At 59.7% G+C, this 21,682-nt stretch carries 12 protein-coding genes and 1 pseudogene; 7 read left to right on the forward strand and 6 right to left on the reverse strand.

What is annotated here, in order from left to right; translation table 11 throughout:
- Window positions 1–5: 5 nt before the first annotated feature.
- From BA190_RS28375 to BA190_RS28385, 3 genes are all read left to right on the forward strand, one after another.
- Window positions 6–2,462 carry a condensation domain-containing protein gene (locus BA190_RS28375; RefSeq protein WP_068295938.1) on the forward strand — a complete coding sequence of 819 codons (2,457 nt, stop codon included), beginning with the start codon at window positions 6–8 and terminating at the stop codon, window positions 2,460–2,462.
- A 62-nt stretch (window positions 2,463–2,524) separates the two neighbouring features.
- The gene (locus tag BA190_RS28380; RefSeq protein ID WP_162275244.1) at window positions 2,525–3,571 is read left to right on the forward strand and encodes a dienelactone hydrolase family protein; all 1,047 of its coding nucleotides are present in this window, start codon (window positions 2,525–2,527) and stop codon (window positions 3,569–3,571) included.
- An 874-nt stretch (window positions 3,572–4,445) separates the two neighbouring features.
- The gene (locus BA190_RS28385) at window positions 4,446–5,150 is read left to right on the forward strand and encodes a response regulator transcription factor (protein ID WP_068295944.1); all 705 of its coding nucleotides are present in this window, start codon (window positions 4,446–4,448) and stop codon (window positions 5,148–5,150) included.
- A 338-nt stretch (window positions 5,151–5,488) separates the two neighbouring features.
- Here the strand turns inward: BA190_RS28385 and BA190_RS28390 are convergent, their stop codons facing one another.
- Window positions 5,489–7,753: an EAL domain-containing protein gene (locus tag BA190_RS28390; protein WP_082980092.1), complete on the reverse strand. Its 2,265-nt coding sequence runs from the start codon at window positions 7,751–7,753 to the stop codon at window positions 5,489–5,491.
- A 194-nt stretch (window positions 7,754–7,947) separates the two neighbouring features.
- On the reverse strand, window positions 7,948–8,736 hold the full coding sequence (locus BA190_RS36960; protein WP_068295946.1) for a response regulator transcription factor: 789 nt from the start codon (window positions 8,734–8,736) through the stop codon (window positions 7,948–7,950).
- Window positions 8,737–9,335: 599 nt separating this feature from the next.
- Between BA190_RS36960 and BA190_RS28400 the strand changes: the two genes are divergently transcribed.
- The gene (locus tag BA190_RS28400; protein ID WP_068295947.1) at window positions 9,336–10,490 is read left to right on the forward strand and encodes a helix-turn-helix domain-containing protein; all 1,155 of its coding nucleotides are present in this window, start codon (window positions 9,336–9,338) and stop codon (window positions 10,488–10,490) included.
- Here BA190_RS28400 and BA190_RS36965 read toward each other — a convergent pair.
- The gene (locus tag BA190_RS36965) at window positions 10,471–10,965 is read right to left on the reverse strand and encodes a hypothetical protein (RefSeq protein WP_245314974.1); all 495 of its coding nucleotides are present in this window, start codon (window positions 10,963–10,965) and stop codon (window positions 10,471–10,473) included. The two genes, BA190_RS28400 and BA190_RS36965, sit on opposite strands and share 20 nt — an antisense overlap.
- 120 nt (window positions 10,966–11,085) lie before the next feature.
- Between BA190_RS36965 and BA190_RS37265 the strand changes: the two are divergent.
- From BA190_RS37265 to BA190_RS28410, 3 genes and pseudogenes are all read left to right on the forward strand, one after another.
- Window positions 11,086–12,363, forward strand: a pseudogene (locus BA190_RS37265) (PAS domain S-box protein); the annotation flags it as partial.
- 51 nt (window positions 12,364–12,414) lie between these two features.
- A complete protein-coding gene (locus BA190_RS28405) occupies window positions 12,415–15,837 on the forward strand; it encodes a PAS domain-containing hybrid sensor histidine kinase/response regulator (RefSeq protein WP_245314976.1) in 3,423 nt (1,140 codons plus the stop codon).
- Complete coding sequence (locus BA190_RS28410) at window positions 15,834–16,808, forward strand: diguanylate cyclase domain-containing protein (RefSeq protein WP_068295951.1); 975 nt, start codon at window positions 15,834–15,836, stop codon at window positions 16,806–16,808. The genes BA190_RS28405 and BA190_RS28410 overlap by 4 nt, the downstream gene beginning before the upstream one ends.
- Window positions 16,809–16,967: 159 nt before the next feature.
- Here the strand turns inward: BA190_RS28410 and BA190_RS28415 are convergent, their stop codons facing one another.
- From BA190_RS28415 to BA190_RS28425, 3 genes are all read right to left on the reverse strand, one after another.
- Window positions 16,968–17,690, reverse strand: a complete 723-nt coding sequence (locus BA190_RS28415; protein WP_082980093.1) for a response regulator transcription factor — start codon at window positions 17,688–17,690, stop codon at window positions 16,968–16,970.
- 669 nt (window positions 17,691–18,359) lie between these two features.
- Entirely contained in the window at window positions 18,360–20,054 is a 1,695-nt protein-coding gene (locus tag BA190_RS28420; protein ID WP_068295955.1) for a tyrosine-protein kinase domain-containing protein, read from the reverse strand.
- Between the two features lie 341 nt (window positions 20,055–20,395).
- Window positions 20,396–21,553, reverse strand: a complete 1,158-nt coding sequence (locus tag BA190_RS28425; RefSeq protein WP_068295956.1) for a glycosyltransferase family 1 protein — start codon at window positions 21,551–21,553, stop codon at window positions 20,396–20,398.
- Window positions 21,554–21,682: the final 129 nt, after the last annotated feature.

A 21,682-nucleotide genomic window follows, 5' to 3' on the forward strand; every position in this document is an offset into this window, starting at 1 on the left:
CGCCGATGGCAGGTTCTGAAACAGGCAACGACATCGGTATCGGCCCCCAGGAGGCCGACACGGACCTCTATGCCTTTCCTTGTTCGCTGGCCCAGGCACGCTTCTGGATCCTGGACCAGATCACCCCGGAAGACCCGGCGCTGAATGTTGCCGTGCGTTGGCGCCTGCGTGGCCGGCTTGATGTCGCCGTGCTCCAGCAAGCACTGAATGCGGTGATCGACCGTCACGAGATCCTGCGCACCAGCTATCGCGACGTCGATGGCGAGCCCGAGCAACTCGTTCATCCCGACGCATCGATCCAGCTTCCGGTCATCGACCTGACCTTGCTGCCGGAAGCGAGCCGTCACGAGGAAGGAGAGCGCATCAGCCAGATCGAGGCGCGCAAGCCTTTCGATCTTACGCGGGTGCCCAATCTTCGTGCGACCCTGCTAAAAGTCGGGGCCGAGGAGTACATCATCCTGGTTACCGTCCACCACATTGCCTGTGACGGCTGGTCGGTGGGGATCATCGCGCGTGACATGATGGAGTTCTACCAGGCCCGGCTGCGGCTGCGCGCGCCCAACCTGGCCGATCTTCCTTTGCAATATGCCGACTTCGCGGCGTGGCAGAGCGAATGGATGAAAGCGGACACGCTCAAAAGCGAGCGGGCTTATTGGACCTCGCAACTGGCCGGGTTCAAGCGCTTCGATCTACCTGCCGACAAGCCACGCGGGGGAGCAGGGGCTGCGCCGGCGCTCATTGTGGGGCGCCAGTTGCCCCGCACGCTGACCGATGCGATGTCGGCCCTGGCAACGGCGGAAGGCTGCACGTTCTTCATGGTCGGGGCAGCCGCGCTGATGTGTCTCCTGCATCGCCACAGCGGCTCCGAGGACATTACGGTCGGTACGCAGATCGCCGGGCGAGACCGGGTCGAGCTCAACAACATTGTCGGACCCTTCATCAATACCGTGCCCCTGCGCACCAGGATCTCCGGAAATCCCAGCTTCCGGCAATTGCTGGCCCAGATGCATGACGTCATCGAGGGCGCGCTGCTCAACCAGCATATGCCGATCGAAGACATCATCGCCATTGCCAAACCGGCGCGCGAGCCCGGCCGCAATCCGCTGTTCTCCGTCAACCTGATCTGCCAGCGCTCGTTCATACCCACCGATGAGCGCCCGGAACTCAGCCTGATCGACATGCCGTCCGTTTCGCCGGGCGCGCTTTATGATCTGAATTTCTTCTTCGTCGAGCGCCCCGATGGCTGGCGCATGTCCTGCGAATACGACGCCTCGCTCTATAACAAGGAGACGGTGGAGGGATTTCTTGCCCAGTTGCAGGACCTGCTCGGCAGCCTCGTTGCCGATCTGGATCGGCCGGTGGGTGAGGGAGCCAGCCCCACGCCCGTTCGCGCGACTGCCCCGCAGTTGGCATCTGCGCACGTATCCGGGCTTCCCGATGGCCATGTGCGCGTGGAAGCCGAGCTTGCGGACATCTGGGTCAACATCCTCAAGGTGCCGATCCTGAATCTGAAGGACAATTTCTTCGCGCTTGGCGGGCATTCACTATCGGCGTTCCGCATGCTTTCGCGGGTCGAGAAGGTCTTCGGCAAACGCATTTCCTTTGACGAATTGCATAGCCATCCCACCATTGGCGAGTTGGCCAAACTTCTGGGCGGACCTGTTGTTACCGAGGCGAGGGGGGCCGTGGTCATGCAGCCGCATGGCGCGAGTACGCCCATCTTCGCTTTGCACGACACCTTCATTTACCAGGAACTGGTCAACCATCTGGGAGAGGATCAGCCCTTCATTTCGGTTCCGTTGCCGGCTTTCGTCGAGGGAGGCGCGGAAACCAGCCGGGCGGAGATGGTGGAGCACTGCGTGCGCATCATCGAGGAAGTGCGCCCGCACGGCCCCTATGTCCTGCTCGGCTTTTGCGCTGCGGCTCGGCTCAATGTCGCCGTCGCCCGCCGCTTGATCGAGAGGGGGCACGCAATCGAGCTATTCGTGACGCTCGATGCCTGGGCTCCTGGCTATTCGAAGCGTCAGTCGCGGCTGAAGGGAATGCTGGGACGATATTCCTACCAGATCCAGTCGGGGCTTTATTATGCCCGTTGCCTCGTCGGCGGCCCAGAACAGCGCCGACACGCCTTGAGGCGCATTCGCCTCTTCCTGAAAGCGGTGTTCGGCCGGAAATCATTCGAGGATGGGCCGGATGACGACGCACGAATCGGCCATTGGGTGGTCGAGGCCGGCCGGGACGAAGGCGGCACGCCGCTTCCCATGCCGATCCTCGCCTTCCACAACGAGAACATGCCGCTCGGCTACTTCCTTGACAGAACCATGGGCTGGAATGCCCTGACATCGAAGGGCGTCACCATGGCTTCGGTGGCAGCGACCCATGAGGAGCTTATTCGCCGCACGGCGTCGAGGACGATCGGCGACGTCATCAACGCAACACTCAAACAGCTCCCCGGCCGCTGAGGATCTCCATGCCAGCCTCTCTCATCCGATCGCCGGTATGGTCGAGCAGAAGAAAGGGGCTCGTGGGAGTGCTTTGCCTCGGGGCTGCATTGCTCGCAGTCGGTCTCGGTGTCGCCAACCTCGCTCGGGCCGGCGACCCCGAGGTTGCAGCTACGCTGGTGCCATTGTCTGGGTTGTGTGGCGACAAATCCGACGCTCTGCCGCGCGAGGTCGCTGGTCGCCTTGCTGTCAGAGCCTGGTATGCCAAGCAAGCCGCCGGCGTTGGGGCCACGTCCCGATCGCCCGTCATATTCTTCAATGCCGGCTGGGGCGGCAGTGTCGAAGGTCATATGAACCAGATCGACGCCCTCGTTCACCGCGGCTATGTGGTGATCGGAGTCGATCAGATAGATCCCGAAGCCTACAGGCAGTTCGTCGACTTTTCGGGCGAGGAAGCGTTCGTGCGCACCCGGGCAGCCGTCAACCTCAAAGCCGGTGCTTTTGCCAGGGACAATAGCGTCGTCCTCGATATTTTGCGGGCAGCTGCACCCTGTGCTGAAGACGGCGATGTCGCCTTCGTGCTGAGGAGGCTCGATTTCGAGCGGGTCGGCATCATGGGGTATTCGTTTGGTGGTGCGGTCGCTGCGGAAACCAGCAGGCAGGACCCGCGTTTCAAGGCGGCAGTCAACCTCGATGGCTGGCTGTTCGGGGATGTCGGCAGGCTCGGCTTGAGTCGTCCTTTTCTCGAAATCAGCGACGATAGCCCGTTGCCGACGGCAGCCGATCTCAATTCAGGCGATACCGTGCTGCGCATGACGTCCAAATTGACCGACGAAGACTACACGCATGTTCTGGCCAATATGGAGCGATATGGCGGATATTTCCTCGTCATGGCGGGGAGCCGGCACCAGAGCTTCGTCGATGTCTCCCAACGATCGTTCCTGGCGCGGATTGCGTCCCTGTTGCCGAGCGCCAGAAACACGGTCGAGGCGGTGAATACCTATGCCGGCGCCTTTCTGGACCAGTATGTCGCCGGTGAAAAATCCGATCTCGGCAAGCTGATCGCTTCGCGGGATGATCGCGTCAAGATCGTATTCGCCAAGTCACCGGTGATGGAGGCGACGCAATGAGAGAGCGGCCAGCCGTATCGCGCCGGAGTCACGATCGATGCGTGGATGTGATTCGCAACTCGCATTCGAGGGTCACGAAATCGCCACGAAGCGACATGTTTCGGTCCGACGGCGCCTTCGCCGTCGACGGCAGGCGCGTCGATGTCGGAAATGGAGGATATGGTTTTCCTCAAAGTCTGCGGTTGGCTGGGGCAATCAAACGGGCAAAGCCTGGAAGCTCCCACTGTGATTCCGGAAGGTTTTTCTTCTAACCTGTTGAAAGGAAAGAGTGTTTCTTGAACGCATGCGAGACGGGTCAATAGGTCGCTGCTGTTCGCATGCTTGGTGCTGTGCCTTCGACAAACAGGAATATCTTGTTGGCGGGAAGTGCAATTTTACCTGTTCGACAGGTAACACAATGCTTCCCTAACGGCATAAGGCGAGCTAATACGTCGACGCCGTACTTTGGACGGATTGGCCTCCTAAAAGTATCACGTCGGTGTCACGGAGCCTGGGGTCTAACGTAACGCATCATACAAAACTCCATGTGCTACTTGGCATTCTTACGGAGTTTACAAAGAGGCCGATACATAGTAGTAAGTAGCTTGAAAAACTATGCTTGACTGTTGCTGCGTCGATTGGCGGCATATGGGTATTTTAATCCAAGCATAGAACAAAAAATGCTCAGAATTGAGCGTGCTGGTTGCCAGAATATTGACTGCCATGGTGCCGCTTTTTCAAGCATGCGCGTGGTATTTGTCGGATGACTTGTTTGGAGATTGAGACTGTGACTGATTATTCCGCGAGTAGCCAAGCTTTGATGCCATTTGCGGTAGGTTCAGTGCTGCCGTTGAAGTCATCTTCCTCTGTTGTTGAGCTTAGGAGGGAGGGACGTATGGAAGACAGCCTTCAAGATGACTCCGCTTCTGGCAAACTCGACCAGGATTTGCAAACCCGGATTGTCATCATTGATGAGAATGCTCTCTCGCGCAGCTGCCTGATGCGTTGTCTTGCTGCGAGTGAAGGAAATTTCTTTACGGAAGGATATTCGCGTATCGCGGATTGGGAAGAGGCTGGTGTAGCTGTGACCATGCCGATCGTCCTTCTCTGCGCGACGGGACGGAAGGCCACTGACACGGCCATACGGCGCGATCTGGATCTTGTCATCCAGACGGCACCGGAAGCCCGGGTCATCCTCGTTTCCGATTATGAGGAACCGACGGAGATCGTGGCTGCCTTGGAACGGGGCGCGAAAGGCTACATCGCGATGAGTTCCAATCTCGATGTTGCGATTGCTGCTATTCGACTGGTGCGTGCCGGCGGTACTTTCGTTCCGGCGAGCGGTCTGCTGTCGTCGCGGTCTCAAGGCGCCCAGGTGAATGAGGAAGGCGAAACCAGCGGTCGTTCTCGCCAGACTGTCTTTACGCAGAGGCAGCTCGAGGTGATCGACCGCTTGCGCCAAGGCGAGTCGAACAAACTCATTGCCTACAAGCTCAACATGGGAGAGTGCACCGTCAAGGTGCACGTTCGTAATATCATGCGTAAGATCAAGGCGCGCAATCGCACCGAGATTGCCTTCTTGACCAATGAGTTGTTCTAAGACGCCGCGCCTATAGCATTTTGTAATTTGACGGAGTCGTCAAGAATCGCAAAGGCGCGTCAAACTAAAGAGTTAGAGCCGATTAGCGTTCAGTCATGAACTCGCTTTGCTCTAGTCGCCGACGTCGATACACCGCCCCGATGCCGTAATGGCATCGGGGCGGTGTTGTTTTGGCGGTCGGGTTGCCGACCTTGATGAGAGGCGTGCGCGGTGCAGCAATTCGGATCGGGAATACTTGCGGGCAGCAGGGGGCGGAGCAGTCCCGCATCGACCGTCGACATGAAGGTTCGGCTTTCCGCGGCTAAACAAGTCAGGGCGGCCAAGTTGTGCGAGCTGAGTTAGGCGGGCAGGGTCTCTGTTTTCATCCGTCGCGAAGCAGGCGGCAGTGCGCCGCCTTGCTTCTCCTGCAGCCAGGCTTCGAGATCGGCGGCTTTCAAGGGATGGCTCAGCAAATATCCCTGGGCGATCTCGCAGCCCAGCTCCCGCAGCATTTGCTGCTGCATTTCGGTTTCCACGCCTTCGGCGACGACCGCGATGTTGAGGCTCCGGCCAATGCTGTTGATTGCCGTCACCACGGCACGCGCGCTGGGGTCGGTTACCATTCCCTCGATGAAGCTGCGATCGATCTTCAACTCGGAGAAAGGGACATGCGTCAAGCGGCTCAAGCTTGAATAGCCGGTGCCGAAATCATCCATCGACAACCCGACACCGAGCGCCTGGATGGCAGCGATGGTTGCCAGAGTGGTCGGATGATCGTCCATCATCACGCCCTCGGTGATCTCAAGCATCAAGGTGTGCTTGGGAATATCGTATTGGCGCATCAGATGAGCCACCACGTCCGGCAGATTTCTGTTGCGGAAATGCAAGGGGGACAGATTCACGGAAATCGCCGGGATGTGGTGGCCGGCAGCGCGCCAGACAGCCATCTGGCGGCAGGCCTCGCTGAGAGCCCAGATCCCGATTTCATCGATCAGGCCGATCTGCTCGGCGATCATGATGAAACGGCTGGTGGAAATGTCGCCCAGGACGGGATGTGCCCAACGTATGAGAGCTTCGACACCGTGTAGAGTGCCGTCCGCGAGATTGATTTGGGGCTGATAGAGCAAGCGCAATTGCTCCTGCGAGACAGCTTCGCGCAAGGCAGCGCCCAGGATCACCCGCTCCTGCGCGCCGTCGACAACCTCGTGCTCGTACAGGAAAATGGCTTCGTGCCCGGCTGCCTTGCCCTTGCAGGCGGCGGAATCGGCTCGTTTCAGCAGTGTCTCGACATCGGTGCCGTTGTCGGGATAAAGGCTGATGCCGATGCTGATGGAGATCGGCAGCAGCAGATCCGCAATCGCAAAGGGTTTGGCGACAGCGTCAACGAGCTTCCTGGCGACCATTGTGGCGTAGGCGCTGTCCGCGTCGGGCAGGATAATCACGAAGACATCGCCGCCAAAGCGTCCGACAATATCGATGGGCCGAAGCTGGTTCTGCAGGCGGGTGGCGATCTGGCCGAGGATCTGGTCGGCCGTGGAATGGCCGAAGGTATCGTTGATGTCCTTGAAGCGCTTGATGTCGAGGCGCAGCAGCGCCATCTTGCCTTGCTTCTCGCTGGCTTCTGCGATCGTCTGGCTGGCCTTTTGATAGATCTGACGGCGATTGGGCAGGCCCGTCAGCATATCGAAATAGGCAAGGCGATTGATGTGCTCCTTGGCCTCATGTTGCTCGATCGCCAGGGCGCAGAGATGGACGCAGGCCGAGACTATCTCCTCGTGCAGATAGCTGGGCCCTCGCTTTTCCCGGAAGTAGAAGGCGAAAGTGCCGGCAACGCGGCCATCCCGCAGCTTGATCGGGACGGACCAGCAGGCTCGAAGGCCCAAGGGCAACGCCAGGCCCTTGTAAGGCGCCCAAAGCGGATTGGTTTCGATATCGTCGACGAGCACGGGTTCGCCGAAATAGGCCGCCGTCCCGCACGAGCCGACGCTGGGACCGATCGCGATCCCATCCAGAGCGTCTGAATAATATTGGGGCAGGCTCGGGGCAGCGAGGGGATGCAGCAGGCCGTTCTGATCCACCCTCAGAATGGTCGAGATGACGTCCCGCGTGATGAATTCGGCTTTCTTGCAGATGAATTCCGATACATTCTCCAGCGAAGCGCCGGAAACCAGCTCTTCCAACACCGTGTTCTGGAGTGTCTGGATCATGCGTGCAGGGGTATTGCTGTGAATGGTGACGATTGTCTCCGAGACGTTCTCGTCGATATCGCGAATATGATCGGTATAGATCAGAAGCGTGATTTCGTTGCCGAACTTGTCGTGACCGTTGATTTCCTCCAGGCCACCACGCTTGGCATTGACGAGTCGTTCGAGGCTGAGACGAGTCGCCGAAGGGGTGGCCTTGCTGACGAGCACTGAAATCAGCGGGCGGCCGATCACGTCCTCGGATTGATATCCGAGCATCTTTTTGAAGCTGGGATTGATCCAGACGATTTCGCGCCTGGCATTGAGAACTGCCACTGCCTTGTCGCTCTCCTGAACAGAACGCCCGAGGAGATGAATGCCTCTGTCACGCGTAAGCGGCATGCTTCTTCCCAATGTACCCTTGTCGTGCCTGACAATCATTGGCGCACCTCGGTGCAGCAGACTACGAAATCGAGGTCGCCAATAATGCTATAGCACGTCAGTGGTCTTGTTAAGACTTCATCGGTGATCGGCATTGGGCACATCGGGATCCGAGGTCGGGGCAGTGTTTGTCAGGCTATTCGAGACTTTCCGTGTCGGTAGTTTCCAGGTTTCGATCGCGTTTTATCGTGATTTCAAGACTGAAAGAGCTCGCTGGTCATGCAGACGAGTTCGGTTCTGTTGCGAGCCTGTATCTTCTTCATCATGTTCCGTACGTGAACTTTCACAGTGCATTCGCTCATGTTGAGTTTGTGAGCGATGACTTTGTTCGGGTCACCCTTGCGAAGATTTTCAAGTACGGTCAGCTGCCGTTCAGTCAGCAAGGCAGAGGCTCGCCTCTGCGGTTTGGCTTCCGCAGCAGGCGAACTGGCGCTCCGCGCGGAAAGCAGGCTGCTGGCGGGAATGAACGTACCGCCGACATTGACGAGATTGACGGCACCGACGGTCACGTCTAGATCAAGGCTCATCGGGACATAGCCCTTGGCGCCACGTTCCAACGCAGCGACCATGCCGGCTGGATCCTCGACATCGGAGATCACGATCACCCTGGCGTCGGCCGCTGCCTGCAGAATGCTATCCAGGCCCTGGTGAAGCGCGGCTTCGGTTGCCTGGCGCCCAGTGGCGCACAGCAGGATGATCGGTGTAGCGGTTTTGGCCGCTGCATCCTGCCATTCGCGAATGCTTCCATAGGCACGGACTTGAAATTCGCTGACGGCGTCGCCTAGGCAGCGGGTCAGGCAGTCGCGCGTGAAGGTGTTGTCGTTGATAATGCTGATCGTGGCCTTCTCAGCCGCGGCGTCCTTGTCCTTGCGGACGGAAGAAGCTTCGACACCGCCCTCATCGAAGACCCGCCTGTCGCGCTGGTACTGCAGGGGCCGCCGCCTGTCGAGGATGGTGGAAGCGTTTGTGAGGGCGATGTTCATGTTCAATCCGCAACGTGTTGGTACTATGCTGACTAAGGGGCAAGTTATGCGAGATCGATGATTTGGTCGTTAGCTTGGAGTCCGCAGACATAGCAGTGAGTACAAATTCCGAGGCAGTCAGGCTCGGACTTGGTAGAGAAGTGACTCCAACGGCGTAGGGCCCCCCTACGCCTTGCCAGTTCCGGTGTGGGATAGGAGATCGAGGATTCGAGCCCTTTTGCCGTATATCTACCTCCTGTTCGCGTGCGCCAGCAGTGGCTGCGGCGAGGGGGCAGGGGGAATTTGCGACGGAATTGCGCTTCTGTATAATCGAAAAGAATTTCTATGATCTGGCAGTCAGAGCGGTATGATTTTATGAAATATCCCCTGGGCGAGACGCAACCTTACCGTGCGACATGCCGCCTTCGGCAACAGGCAGGATGCGGCAGTTCACTTGTGCATAAGATAAAGGAGGGTGGGCGAGGCGTGCTGAAAAGTCTCTTTTGAAGATTTCCGTTGTTGTTCATAATAACGAGTGCGGCCGCCACCGCGAGGCGCCGTCGGCAAATATGTGAGCTCCCGCTTTTGCGTGAGCCTGCCGCGAAAGCGAGAAAAGCAGAATGGACGATGGCGCGTCCCGCAACGATCAGCGGCCGGCTTCAGGAGCCCAGGCGTCGCGTTCCGGCAAGGAACGCCGTCGTTGGTCGCGGCAACCCAGTGCGCAGCAAAATGACAGCCCGCCGCCGCCTGCACTGACGCCCTTGATTTTTTCGACCGACGAATTCCCGCCTGGCGAGCAGTTCGATGCTTGGCAGATGCTCAATGCGCCGCTCGCCGATCTGACATTGCCCGATGGCGTAACGGCGCAAGAGGGATTTGCTGCGCGTCAGGTCGCATGGAATCTCGGCGGCATGCTGGTTGTGCAGCAGAAGGCAGCTGCCCACAGCTACCACCGCTCCGCGGCCAAGCTTCGTTCCAGTCTCGTCGACCACTGGGTGATTACCTTCCGGCGCGAGGGAAAAGCCTGGACCGAAGTCGGTGGGCGTGTCGCCGAGAGCCAGCCGGGAACGGTAGAGATCCGTTCTCTGGGCCATGCTTTCCGGGGCAGGATGCTCGAATCGCAGAGCCTGGCCCTGTATTTGCCACGCGATCTTTTTGCCGATTCCACTGCGATTCTCGATGCCAACAACAACCGGATTTTGTCGCGCAACCTTGCTGGCCTGCTGGTCAGTCATGTTGACAGCGTGGAGGCACGGCTGAGCGAGTTCAGCAAGGATGACCTACTCGGTGTGGTCAATGCCACCAGGGATATGATCCTGGCTTGCGTGGCTTCCACCGAAGAGCGGGCGGTGGTGGCCAGCAAGCAAGGAACGGTGGCACCCATGGAACGTGCCCGCCGCTTCATTCGCAGCAATCTGCAGACGACCGCCATTACCCCTGAGCTGCTGTGCCGGGAGCTCGGCATATCACGCACCCATCTCTACCAGTTGTTCGAGCCGAGCGGCGGCGTGGTTCACTATATCCAGAAGCAACGCCTGCTTGCTGCCCATGCCGCACTCAGTGATCCCTCGGACCGCCGCCTGATCGCTGAAATTGCCGAGAGTTTCGGATTTGCCTCCGCAGCCGATTTCAGCCGCGCTTTCAGCCGGGAGTTCAGCTACAGTCCACGTCAGGCTCGCAGCGCGCCTGCGCCGAGCCGCCTGATGAAGGAGGGGACCCGGGACGCAGACAGCCTGCCGTCGTTCGAGCGTTGGCTCAGGGCCCTGGGAAGCTGAAACGTTTTGCGAGTTGATGTAGCCGCCTGGAAAAGGATGCGGCCACACAAGGAAGCTGGAGCAAGGCGCATTCAGGCTTGAAGGCGTTTTGCTCCGGATGGCGATGGCTCGATGTCGTGATCGATTGGCCCTGGCGCCGTGCCTTGCGTGATGGGCAGCTTCTCTGCGCAGCGCGTTTCAAAGGGAAGCAGGCATGTCTTCGAACAGGCGAAGCAACGATCGGCAAGGGAATATCGCGGACAGGAGCAAGCTGGCCATTCCTGCCGCTGTTCTCGAGGGATGGGTCGCCGCCGCCGATATCTTGGTCGGTCTCCTGGAGCACGCGACTGCCTTTGTCATGCGAGGGCTCGGCGAAGGCGGCGAGATCATCGCCGTCAGCCATGGGCCAGGTCAAGCACATCGAGCCGCTTCGACGGCAAGCGAGGTCGCTCTCCAGCGTTTCAGCACGGCGATTGCACGCGAAACCGGCGAACATGGAGCAAACGCTTCCGATCTGGAAAGCCGACGGGCAGGGACTGTCGTCGAAATCGCGGCGGGACAGGCTTTCCTCGGCGCGTCGATCCGAGGGCCGAAGGGAGAGGTCTTCGGCACGCTGATGGTTCAAAAACAGGGTGAGGCGGGGTTCTCCTCAACCTATCAGCGCCTGCTCATCCGTTTCCGGAACGAGATCGAGCATGATGTAAGGCTGCTCTTCCTCAGCGGGAGTGAGGTGCAGCGCGACGGCAAACGGATCGAAACCGAAAAGCGCCTTGGCGACAATCGTTTCAGCTTGCTGCTGGAGCACGTGGCTGACGATTTCTTCGTCCACGACGATCAGGGAAGATTCCTCGACGTCAACCATCACGTAACCCTCAGCACTGGTTTCACCAGGGAGGAACTCCTGCGGATGTCGGTGCCGGACATCGTCGAGGATTTCGACCTGGCATGGGCGAGGCGCGTGTGGGCCGAGGCCGAGCCGGGCGTTGCGACGACACTTTATGCCAGGCATCGCCGCAAGGATGGTTCGGTTTTCCCAGTCGAGGTTCGGCTTTCCTGCCATCTCTATCAGGCTCGGAAGACCTTCTTTGCCACCGTGCGCGACATCAGCGAGCGGGTCGAGGCCGAGAATGCCAATCGCCGGCACAATGCCGAGCTCGAAGTCAGAGTCGCTGAGCGCACGGCCGAGCTGCGCAAGACCACCGATCTGCTGCAGACGGTTTTCGATGGCACCACGGATGCCATTTTCCTGAAGGATCTCGAAGGCCGCTTCGTGATGCTCAACCAGGCGACGGCCCGTTTCCTGGGGCGGCCGGCGCCCGAGATCCTGGGGCAGGATCTCACGGCCGTTATCGATCCGGAAAATGCGGCCCGGATCCTGCAGACCGATCGGGAGATCATGGCGCGCGGCAAGGTCGTGACCATGGAGGAAACCTTCGTCGTCAACGGCGCCAGGCGCCATTTCTTCGTGACCAAGGTTCCAAGGCGCGACGAGAATGGCGACGTGATCGGCTTGATCGGCGTTTCTCGCGACATGACGGATGTCCGCGCCACGGAGACGGCTTTGCGCCATAGCGAGGCGCGCTGGGAATTTGCGCTCAATGGTGCGGGCGACGGATTGTGGGATTGGGATCTGCGTACCGGGAATGTCTTCTATTCTCGGCAGTGGAAGGCAATACTGGGGCATGCCGAGAACGAAATCGGGCCCACGCTCAAGGAATTCGTCGATCGCATCCATCCGGACGACCTGCAGGCGAGCTGGGCGGCGGTGGAACGGCACATAAGCGGCGAAGCTCCGGACTTCGTCATTGAGTTGCGCATGCGGGCCAAGGACGGATCCTGGCGCACGATTCTCGATCGCGGCAAGGCCATCGAGCGCGACGAGGATGGTTCGCCTCTGCGCATCATCGGAACCCACACCGACATTACCGCGCGCAAGCAGATCGAAATGGAATTGTCGGCGCGCGTCCGGTGGTTGTCAGAGATGATGGAAAACCTGCCGATCGGGGCCGCTTTCGTGACCGGTGACGGGATCCTGGTCAACCGTGCTGCCGAAGAACTCACCGGGTACCATAGGGAAGAGCTATCGATTCCTGATGCGTGGTCGCGGCTTTTCGGTCGCGATCTATTGGATGCTCTTGTCTCCGATTCGAGCGGTGATCGGGCCGGCCGGACCTATCGCACCGGTCAGTCCGGCTTTTTCCGCAAGGACGGAGCGCCGCGCCTGGCGGAAGTGGCGGCAACCCAGGTTGGCGATCATGCCATCTGGCTCATGCGCGACATCACGGAAAGCAAGGAACTGGAAGCCCAGCTCAGCTCCCTTGTCGACAACCTGCCGCATGGGGCCGTCTATCGCCTGGTGCAGACGCCCGACGGAAAATTGTCACTGCCCTATGTGAGCGCCGGCATCCTGGCGCTGACCGGCGTGCCGGCCAGCGAGATCATGGAACGGCGAGGGGCTTTCGTTCAAACGATCCATGAAAACGACCTGCCTCGCTACAACGCATTGCTCGAAGATTCGCTCTCGCGCGGCAACGTCTTCGACTGCCAGTTCAGATCCCGCACGCGCGATGGCAGAATTCTCTGGCTCCACTGCCGTTCCGCTCCCCGCTACCAGGCCGATGGCACGGTGATCTGGGACGGTGTCATGCAGGACATCACCGCGCGCAAGCAGGCCGAGGATCTCATCGTTGCCCTCAAGGAGCGTATGGAGCTTGCGATCAAGGTCGGCGGCGTGGGCATATGGGACATGAATGCCCGGGAACAGAAATATATCTGGGATGACCAGATGTATGTGCTCTACGGGCTGGAGCACGACGCTTTCGACGGCAGCCTCGAGCGCTGGCTTTCGTTGCTCCATCCCGACGACGTCGACCGGGTGCTGACACAATGGCAGGAGGCCATCGCCAGGACGGGCACATTCGAGAGCGAATTCAGGATCGTGCTTCCCGATGGCGCCATCCGGCACATTCGAGGCCAGGCCGAAGTCTTTCGTGCCGATGACGGCTCGGTATTGCGCGCGCTGGGCATCAACCAGGATGTCACCGAGGAGCGGCGCACGGCCCAGGCTCTGATCCAGGCTCGCAAGGCCGCAGAAGCTGCCCAGGCAGCCAAGGGTGAGTTCCTGGCAGTAATGAGCCACGAAATCCGCACGCCCATGAACACGGTGCTCGGCATGACCCGGCTGGCACTCCAGGCCGAGCGGGACCCCAAGCAGCGCAACTATCTCGACAAGATCAGCGCATCGGCACAAACGCTGACCTCCATCCTCAACGATATTCTCGACTACTCAAAGATCGAAGCGGGCAAGCTCGAGCTGGAGGAAAGCGAATTCAGACTGGAGGCCGTGCTTGAATCAGTCTCCGCCGTGACCGCCATGAAAGCCGAGGAGAAGGGCATTGAGATCATCTATGCCGTGGCGCCGGATGTGCCTTCCCGCCTTGTCGGCGACTCGCTCCGGCTCGGGCAGGTGCTGATCAATCTGGTAAACAATGCCGTCAAATTCACCCATAAGGGTGAAATCGTGGTGTCGGTCGACGCCAGCCAGGCGGATGCCTCACACGCCGTACGGCTACAATTTGCCGTGCAGGATACCGGGATCGGCCTCGGTACCGATCAGGTCTCCGGCCTGTTCCAGGCTTTTGCTCAGGCGGAGAGGCATGTCTCGCGCAAATATGGCGGCACGGGCCTCGGGCTGGCCATCTGCAAGCGCCTCGTCGAAGGCATGGACGGGCAAATCTGGGTGTCGAGCACTCTGGGCAAGGGCAGCACCTTTTATTTCACGGTCGAGCTCAGGTCACCCCGTAGCGCCGCCCCCTATGAGGGGACTCTGCGTTCGGGGGAATTGAAGGGCAAAAGAGTCCTGATCGTCGATGACAATGCCAGTGCACGCGAAACATTGGCAGGGATGGTGCATGATTTCGGCATGGAGAGCCATGTCGTCGATTCCGGCAAGGCCGCATTGGCGGCGCTGAGCCAGGCCCGCGAGGAGAGACGGCCCTTCGAAGTCGTTCTGATGGATTGGCGCATGCCCGGCATGGATGGCCTGGAAACCGCGGCGCGGATCAAGACCGATGCAAGGCTCAAGAGCACGCCGGCCGTTCTGATGGTGACGGCCTATGGTCGTGAAGAGGTGCTTCGACGAGCCGAGCAGCTCGGTCTGCACGGCGTGCTGGTCAAGCCGGTCACCGTGTCGGTGATGTTCAACACCATCGTCGGGGTCTTTCACGATGCCGCGAACGGGACCTCTGGCGTTCTTGGCGAGGAGACGGGCGAGATCTTGCCGCCGCAGGCGCAAGACGAGATCCGGGTGGCACTCGCGGGCCGGCGCATTCTGGTCGTGGACGACAATGCCTTCAATCGGGAGGTCGTCGGCGACTTCCTGCAATTGGCCGGCATGCACGTGGACACCGCAGTGAATGGTCGCGACGCCCTGGACAAGCTGGAAACGGCGGCCTACGACGCCGTCCTGATGGACGTCCACATGCCTGAAATGGACGGCCTGACCGCCACACGCAGGATTCGCGCACAAGAGCGCTGGGCTTGTCTGCCCCTGATTGCCTTGACCGCTCAGGCCCTCACGAAGGATCGTGAAGCCAGTCTCGCGGCAGGCATGAACGCGCATCTGACCAAGCCGATCGACGAATTGGCCCTCTACCGGACATTGATGGAATTGCTTCCTGCGTCATCCTTCGCACAGGATTCCGGAAACGAGACACCCGACATGACGGAAGGGCCTGTTTCGGGGGATATTTTCGCGTCAATGAGCGGCGTGGATCTATCTGCGGCTCAGAAACGCCTGGGCAATAGCCGCGAGCGATTGCAACGCCTGCTCCAAGGGTTCGTTCGCGATTTCAAAGAAGCTCCCACGCAGCTTGATCAGGCGGCATTGCGAGGGGATGTCGCAGCCGTTGCGGCACTGGCGCATGCCGTCAGAGGGGCTGCCTCCTATCTGGATGCCCATGAATTGTGTGCGGCCGCAGCTAAGATCGAGGAGATTTCTCGCGATGGGGACCTCGATGAGGTCCGGCTTCTTCTTCCCGCGTTCCGGAACGATCTGGCATTGCTGCTCAGTCAGATCGATCGTATTGCAGCACAAACTACAGCCGGGAGGTCAGGGCCGGTGTGCGGCGGTCTGCGCAAGGTTCTTGACCTCATCGCAGCCGCAAAACCTTTGTTGCAAAGCGGTGACTATGCCGCATATGCCATTCTGGATGAGGTTATCGCCGAGCTCTCCGGAACCATCGAAGTCGAAAGAGCAAGAGCGATCCTGAGCCATTTCGAGGAACTTGAACTGGTTGAAGCGGAAACCCTATTGCGGCAATTGAACGCCGATCTGGAACAACGGGTGTTTGAAAGATCTCAAGAGTGAGTGATGTTTTTCCGCAGACGGTGCTGATCGTCGACGATGACCGGATCAATCGGACGATACTGGCAGAGCTGCTGCAGCGTGAATGTCGAATACTCCTGGCGAAGGATGGGCCAACCGCTCTGCAGCGTGCGCAGGACGAACGAAGCATCGACTTGATCCTGCTCGATGTCTCGATGCCCGGCATGGATGGTTACGAGGTACTGCGCCGACTGCGTTCCGAGCCTCGGACCGCCAATATCGCAGTGATCTTCATCACCGCCCTCACGGATGAACAGGACGAGGAACGTGGGCTTTCGCTGGGCGCCGCCGACTATGTCTTCAAACCGATCAGTCCCGCCATCGTCAGGGCCCGCGTGCGCAACCATCTCAAATTGGTAGCGCAACGCAATGAGCTGGAGCGCCTGTCCGAAAGAGACGGCCTGACCGGGATCGCCAACCGGCGCTATTTCGACAAGGCTTTCGAGTTGGCCTGGCGGCATGCCGTCCGTTCCGGCGATCCGCTCAGCGTTGCCATGATCGATGTCGATCATTTCAAGGAATATAACGACCATTACGGTCATGGCGCTGGCGACGAAGCGCTGCGGCAGATTGCCCAGGCGCTCGCGCGGGCCGTCGGCCGCCCCTACGACGTCGTCGCCCGTTATGGTGGCGAGGAATTCGTGATGCTGCTGCCGGGTTTCCATGAACTGGAGCCACTGCTGGAGAGATTGAGGCAGGCGGTGCTCGATCTCGATCTGCCGCATGCCAGGTCACGGACTGCCGAAGCGGTAACCATCAGCTGCGGCGGGGTGGTGGCGTTCGTGTCACAGACGGACAAGCCTACTGCATTGCTGGGCTGGGCCGACAAGTTGCTGTATCGGGCCAAGCAGCAGGGACGCAACCGGGTGCTGGTCTGGCAGGGACAAAAGGAAGGCCTCTTCCTTCCGCTGGGACAGGGCGGGGCAGGCAAGCTGCCGGGAAAACCGATATGAGGCCGTGCTGGCAGACCGACGCCACCAGCACGGCAAGAGCAGGACAGAGCCGGTTGCCGATAGGCTGCGGCTCTGACGTCTGAAGGCGGACAGCCGCCATCGGGGTCTGCTGCCGATTCCCTTCTCAGTTCCGACGGAGTGAAGAAAGATGGCTGCCTGTCAGGAAGACCGGGCGATATCCAAGGTGAGGCGCTGCATGTCCGATGCGCTGTTGAGCTCATAACCTTCGGCGCGCAGGATATCGCGGGATTTGTGCGCAATTGCCGTCCGGCTCTTCACCTTCAACTTCTTCATGATGTTGCGGATATGGACCTTGACCGTGCTTTCGCGCAGGTTGAGCTCAGTCGCAATGGCGGCGTTGGACTTGCCGCGACTGACCGCAGCGATGATCGACAATTGGCGGGGGGAAATGCGCGGATAGTTTCGGCCAGGCTGCTCCTGACGGGCGAGAGCCGGCTCGGCCGCAGCGCGGATCAGACTGGCGGCAGGCACGAAAACACCCCCGGCGATGACCAGGCGCGTTGCCTCGATGGCGACCTCGGCACCGAGCGTGCTGGGAATATAGCCTTTCACACCGAGGTCGAGAGCCCTGAAAATACTGGCTGGGTCCTCGGAGTCCGATAGGATGATGATCGCGGCTGAGGGCATATGCGCGGTTGCTGCAGCCAGCGAGGTCAGATCACTCGGAGCTTCGCCTTCACAGATGATGACGAGCGAGACCTCCTCATGTGCATCCGCAACGGCATTCCATTCGTCCAGGCGCGCGAATGGTAAGATTTTTCGTTCAGGAAACTCTACCGCCAGGACACGGCTGATGCAGTCGCGCTGTAATGTCCTATGGTTTATAAGAGCGATTTGTCCTGGTGGACTGTTTACTACCATGGTGGGGCCATATGATTGACCAAGCTGCCTCAAGGGCACCGAGGGAGATAGATTTGTAGGCTTCAATTCGTACACTTCACACAACGTATGAACGGATAGGGTATGACTGAATTCTGTCCAAGATTCAGGCAGCTACTGTCAGGGATGACAGAATGAAGAGCACGTCCCTGGGATCATGAATTCGACCGATGTCCGTTGGTCATGCCTGACAAAACCAGGATGTTCCGCGAAGGAAAGACTTGTGAATTGCCGCCACCTCGACGATTCAGTCTGGTATTTCCTTGGTCTAGAGCACTGCAATGCCATCATGAGCATCTGCAGAATGTTGCAAGCCCTGCTCTGATTCAATCTAGCAATGTTGATAGGAAGCGAGTGAAAGTCGGGACCGATTTAGGTACTCTCTAACTCGAAGGCGGTACCCCGAAATAGGCGGAGGCGAACGTTGGGGTAAATAGGCAAGCCGATTGGCTTGGTTGCGATGGCAAATGGCGTCGCTACTGGCATCCATCGGCCAAACGGCAAGCGAGTTCGTTTCTTGCTGCTGCGGCCGTGCGAGCAGGATCCCCGAGAGGGATGCTGGCCCGGATCGCAGGATGACAAAGTAGCGATTCTGAATTGACGAAAGACGCAACGCTGAGGGAACGACCCCGATAGACCCGGTGTGCCAGCTCAGGCGCGCGGGCGGCGCAGGAGTACCGGCCAATCGCGCCTCGGCACCTTGTTGAGCACGGCGCCCATCACCTTGCCATTGGCCTGCTGCAAGGTATCGAGAGCCTCGGTTACGTCGTCACTGGTGGTACGGCCCGCTTCGATGACGAAGATCATCGTATCAAGGAGCGGTGCCACCGCCTTGACGTCGGAAGACAGGCTCATCGCAGGCAGATCGACAATGACGCAATCATAGGCGTTCAGCGCGTTGAGTTGTTCCTGCATGACGGATGAACCGATGAAGAGATCGATATCGACCGAGCCGCCAGCCCTGTTCGCGGGAATGAAGTCGAGACGAGGAACCAGATTGATCGCGGAGGCGGTGATCTGCTTGCCGCGCTGTTGCAGGACTTCGCTCAGGCCATAACGGGCATCCGGCGCGTAGTGACGGCTTAGCGCGTCGTCGCGCAGATCGCAGTCGATCAGCATGGTGTGGCGGCCGCTCGCGGCAAACAGATGGGCCAGGTTGGCAGCGATGGTGGATTTGCCTTCATGGGGCAGACACGATGCGATGCCGATCACACGCGCGCCGGAACTCTGTTCCTTGCCCATGACCGCCGTGCGCACGGCTCTCAGGCTTTCGGCGAAAGGGGAAAGCGTGCCGGCTTTCGAGGTGGCATAGGCGAAGTAGTTGTCGCCCGAATCGGTTTGGCGCCGCCTGAGTAGCCGCAGCGATTTGATCGCGGCAATCAATGTTTTCGGCAGCTTGGCCAGATCCCGGCGAAGGTCGGCAAGGCTGTGCGGCAGGCCGGAGCCGCGCTCGTCGGTCGCAAAGGGGATGATGCCGATACAATTGAGACCGAGCTCGCGCTGCACGTGCCGCTTGGCGCGCAGCGTGCGGTTGAGCGTGTGAAAAATACTGACCGCGCCGAGACCCGTCAGCAGGGAGAAGGAAGCCGCCAGCAGCAGAATCAGTTTCGTTTGCGGATAAGCCTTCGAAAGGGGTTCTGCGGCAGAACTGATGATGCGGGCGTCGGAGGCAGAGAACTGGCGATCAGGCAGGACGCCCTTGCGCACCGCTTCCTCGATGGCCTGTTGCTGTCCCTTGATCTCGTCGATGCGCCCTTGCAGCCATTCATTGTTGCGTTGCATGGATAGCGACCTGGCATCGATCTGGTCGCGGATGAAGGCTGCGGTAATCGAATTGGCGATCGAAGCGGCCTTGGCGGCGGATTTTGAGCGATAGCCGATCTCAAGCACCAGGGATTGCCCGATTCGACGTACCGTGACGCGGTCGCTGAACGTGGTGAAGGCGGCTGCATCGTGGCGCTTGACCAGATCCGGCGTCACGCCCTGCGCCGGCAGCGGGCCGACAAATTCGGGATCGTTCTGCAGATTCAGCGTCTGGAACACCAGGCGCAGAACCCGTTCGGACTTCACGATCTGGATCTGGCTCTCGATCTGCGAATTATCGAGATTGGTCTGCAGAAGGCCCGGATCCACCCCCTGGGAACTCGAGAACGAGCTTCTGGGCTCCAGAATCACGAAGGAAGCTGCGTAATATTCCGGCGGGGTGCTGACGATGTAGATGATCGCGGCGACAACGCAGAGGATGAACCACAGCACCAGGCCGCGGGCATAGCGCATGATCTCGACAAGGATGTCGCGCAAGCCGAAACTCGTGGGCTGATCATTCAGCGGCCTGAGATAGAGCATGTCAGCGGCCTCGAACCTTCAACAAAATCCATGAACAGGGCGACATTGGAACGACGGGATCGCGGGCAATCCCAACGATCCGGTTCGAGCGCGCTCGAACATGTCACATTGCGGAAAGCCTGGAGGCAGAGCGCTGCCGCGCGGGTGGTTCCGCGCAGGCAATGCAGAGTTCAGGTCGAATGTCGCGCTTATAGAGTTAGGGAAGGCAAGTCGCAATGCTTGGCTCGCAATACTATTGGTCATGATGGTGGAAGGTTTGGCTCACGCCCGTTCGGGGCAGGCCAAGCTCAAATCATACGCTGAAAACATGTTGTGGCGACGGCATGACTTCCTGGAATACGTCATGCTTTTCCGGACTGCCTCTCGCGGATGAGGTCGAGATAGCCTTGGGCCGATTTCCGCCACGAATAGGCTTCGATGCGCTTGCGCCCTCGTTCGGCGAACGTCGAACGCAGGGTTTCGGACGCGGCCAGATTCTCGATATGCCGCAGCCAGGCGGCGGGTTGGTCGGGCGGCGCCAGCAATGCCGCATCGCCGCACACTTCCGGCATGCTGGCTCGATCGGATGAGATCACGGGGCAGCCCAGCGCCATTGCTTCGACGATCGGCAGGCCGAATCCCTCGGTGAAGGAGGGGAACAGCAGGCACAATGCGCCTTGCAGCAAGGCTGCCAGGTCGTCATCGTCGACGAAACCCATGAAACGTACGTTCGGCGCAAGAGTCTGGTGTGTCTCCGCGGCAAAAATGCTGGATTGGCCGCCAGTCAAGACAATGTCGATGCCGCGCTCGTCGAGAGCCTGTGCGAGATCGAGCACCATCGCGACATTCTTGTGGCGGGCGCGGCTGCCGATGATGAAGACGTAGGGCCGTTCGAACCGGTGCTTGGTGCGAATCGAGGAGCGGGATGCGTTCCAGCGAAAGACATGCTCGTGACCATTGGGCAGAACGACGATGTCTTCGCGAGCGATCGGCAAATGGCGGGCAAGCTCTCCTGCCGAGAAATGCGAGACCGTGGTGATCGCGGCGGCGCGCCGGACGAGCAGGGGCAGGAGCGTCCCGTAAACGGCGCGAAAGGCCCGGCTGTAGCTCGTCGGCATGTTGGCGACATTGGCATCATGGATGCAGACGATCTGCTTGCTACGAGCAACCGGTCCCAGATTGCATAAATTCAGCAGGAAGCGGCGATCGAGCAGGGGCAGTGTCATCTGTTCCCAAAAATGCCCGCGCAAGCGCTGGGACCGTCTGGTCTGGATGGTTCGATAGGCGGGAACGTCACTGCTGCCAGGCAGATAGAGGCTGGCCCGGGCTCCTTGCTGATGCAGGAGTTCGTCGAGATGGGCGGTGATTTCCCGCGCATAGCGCTGCACGCCGGTGACCGGTTGGGTGAGGAAGCGCCCGTTGATCGCAAAGGAAAGAGGCTCGATCATGGTTGCCGAAGGAGTTCGTGAGGCGAAGGCCGGGTCAATGGCGCTCGGTTGCGGCAATGTGTCGACGTTCATCGCAGGCCTTCCCTTTCGATGCAAGCGACCTGAGGACCAGCGCGCGGGACGGTGGCTGAGCCAGCCGCTGCGGTCAAAAAAAGACGCCCGAAGTCGGTGGTGCTTCGGGCGCAAGGCTGACAGTTATTC

Origin of the sequence: Labrys sp. WJW, from assembly GCF_001676615.1 — a bacterium.
Taxonomy (GTDB): Bacteria; Pseudomonadota; Alphaproteobacteria; order Rhizobiales; family Labraceae; genus Labrys; species Labrys sedimenti.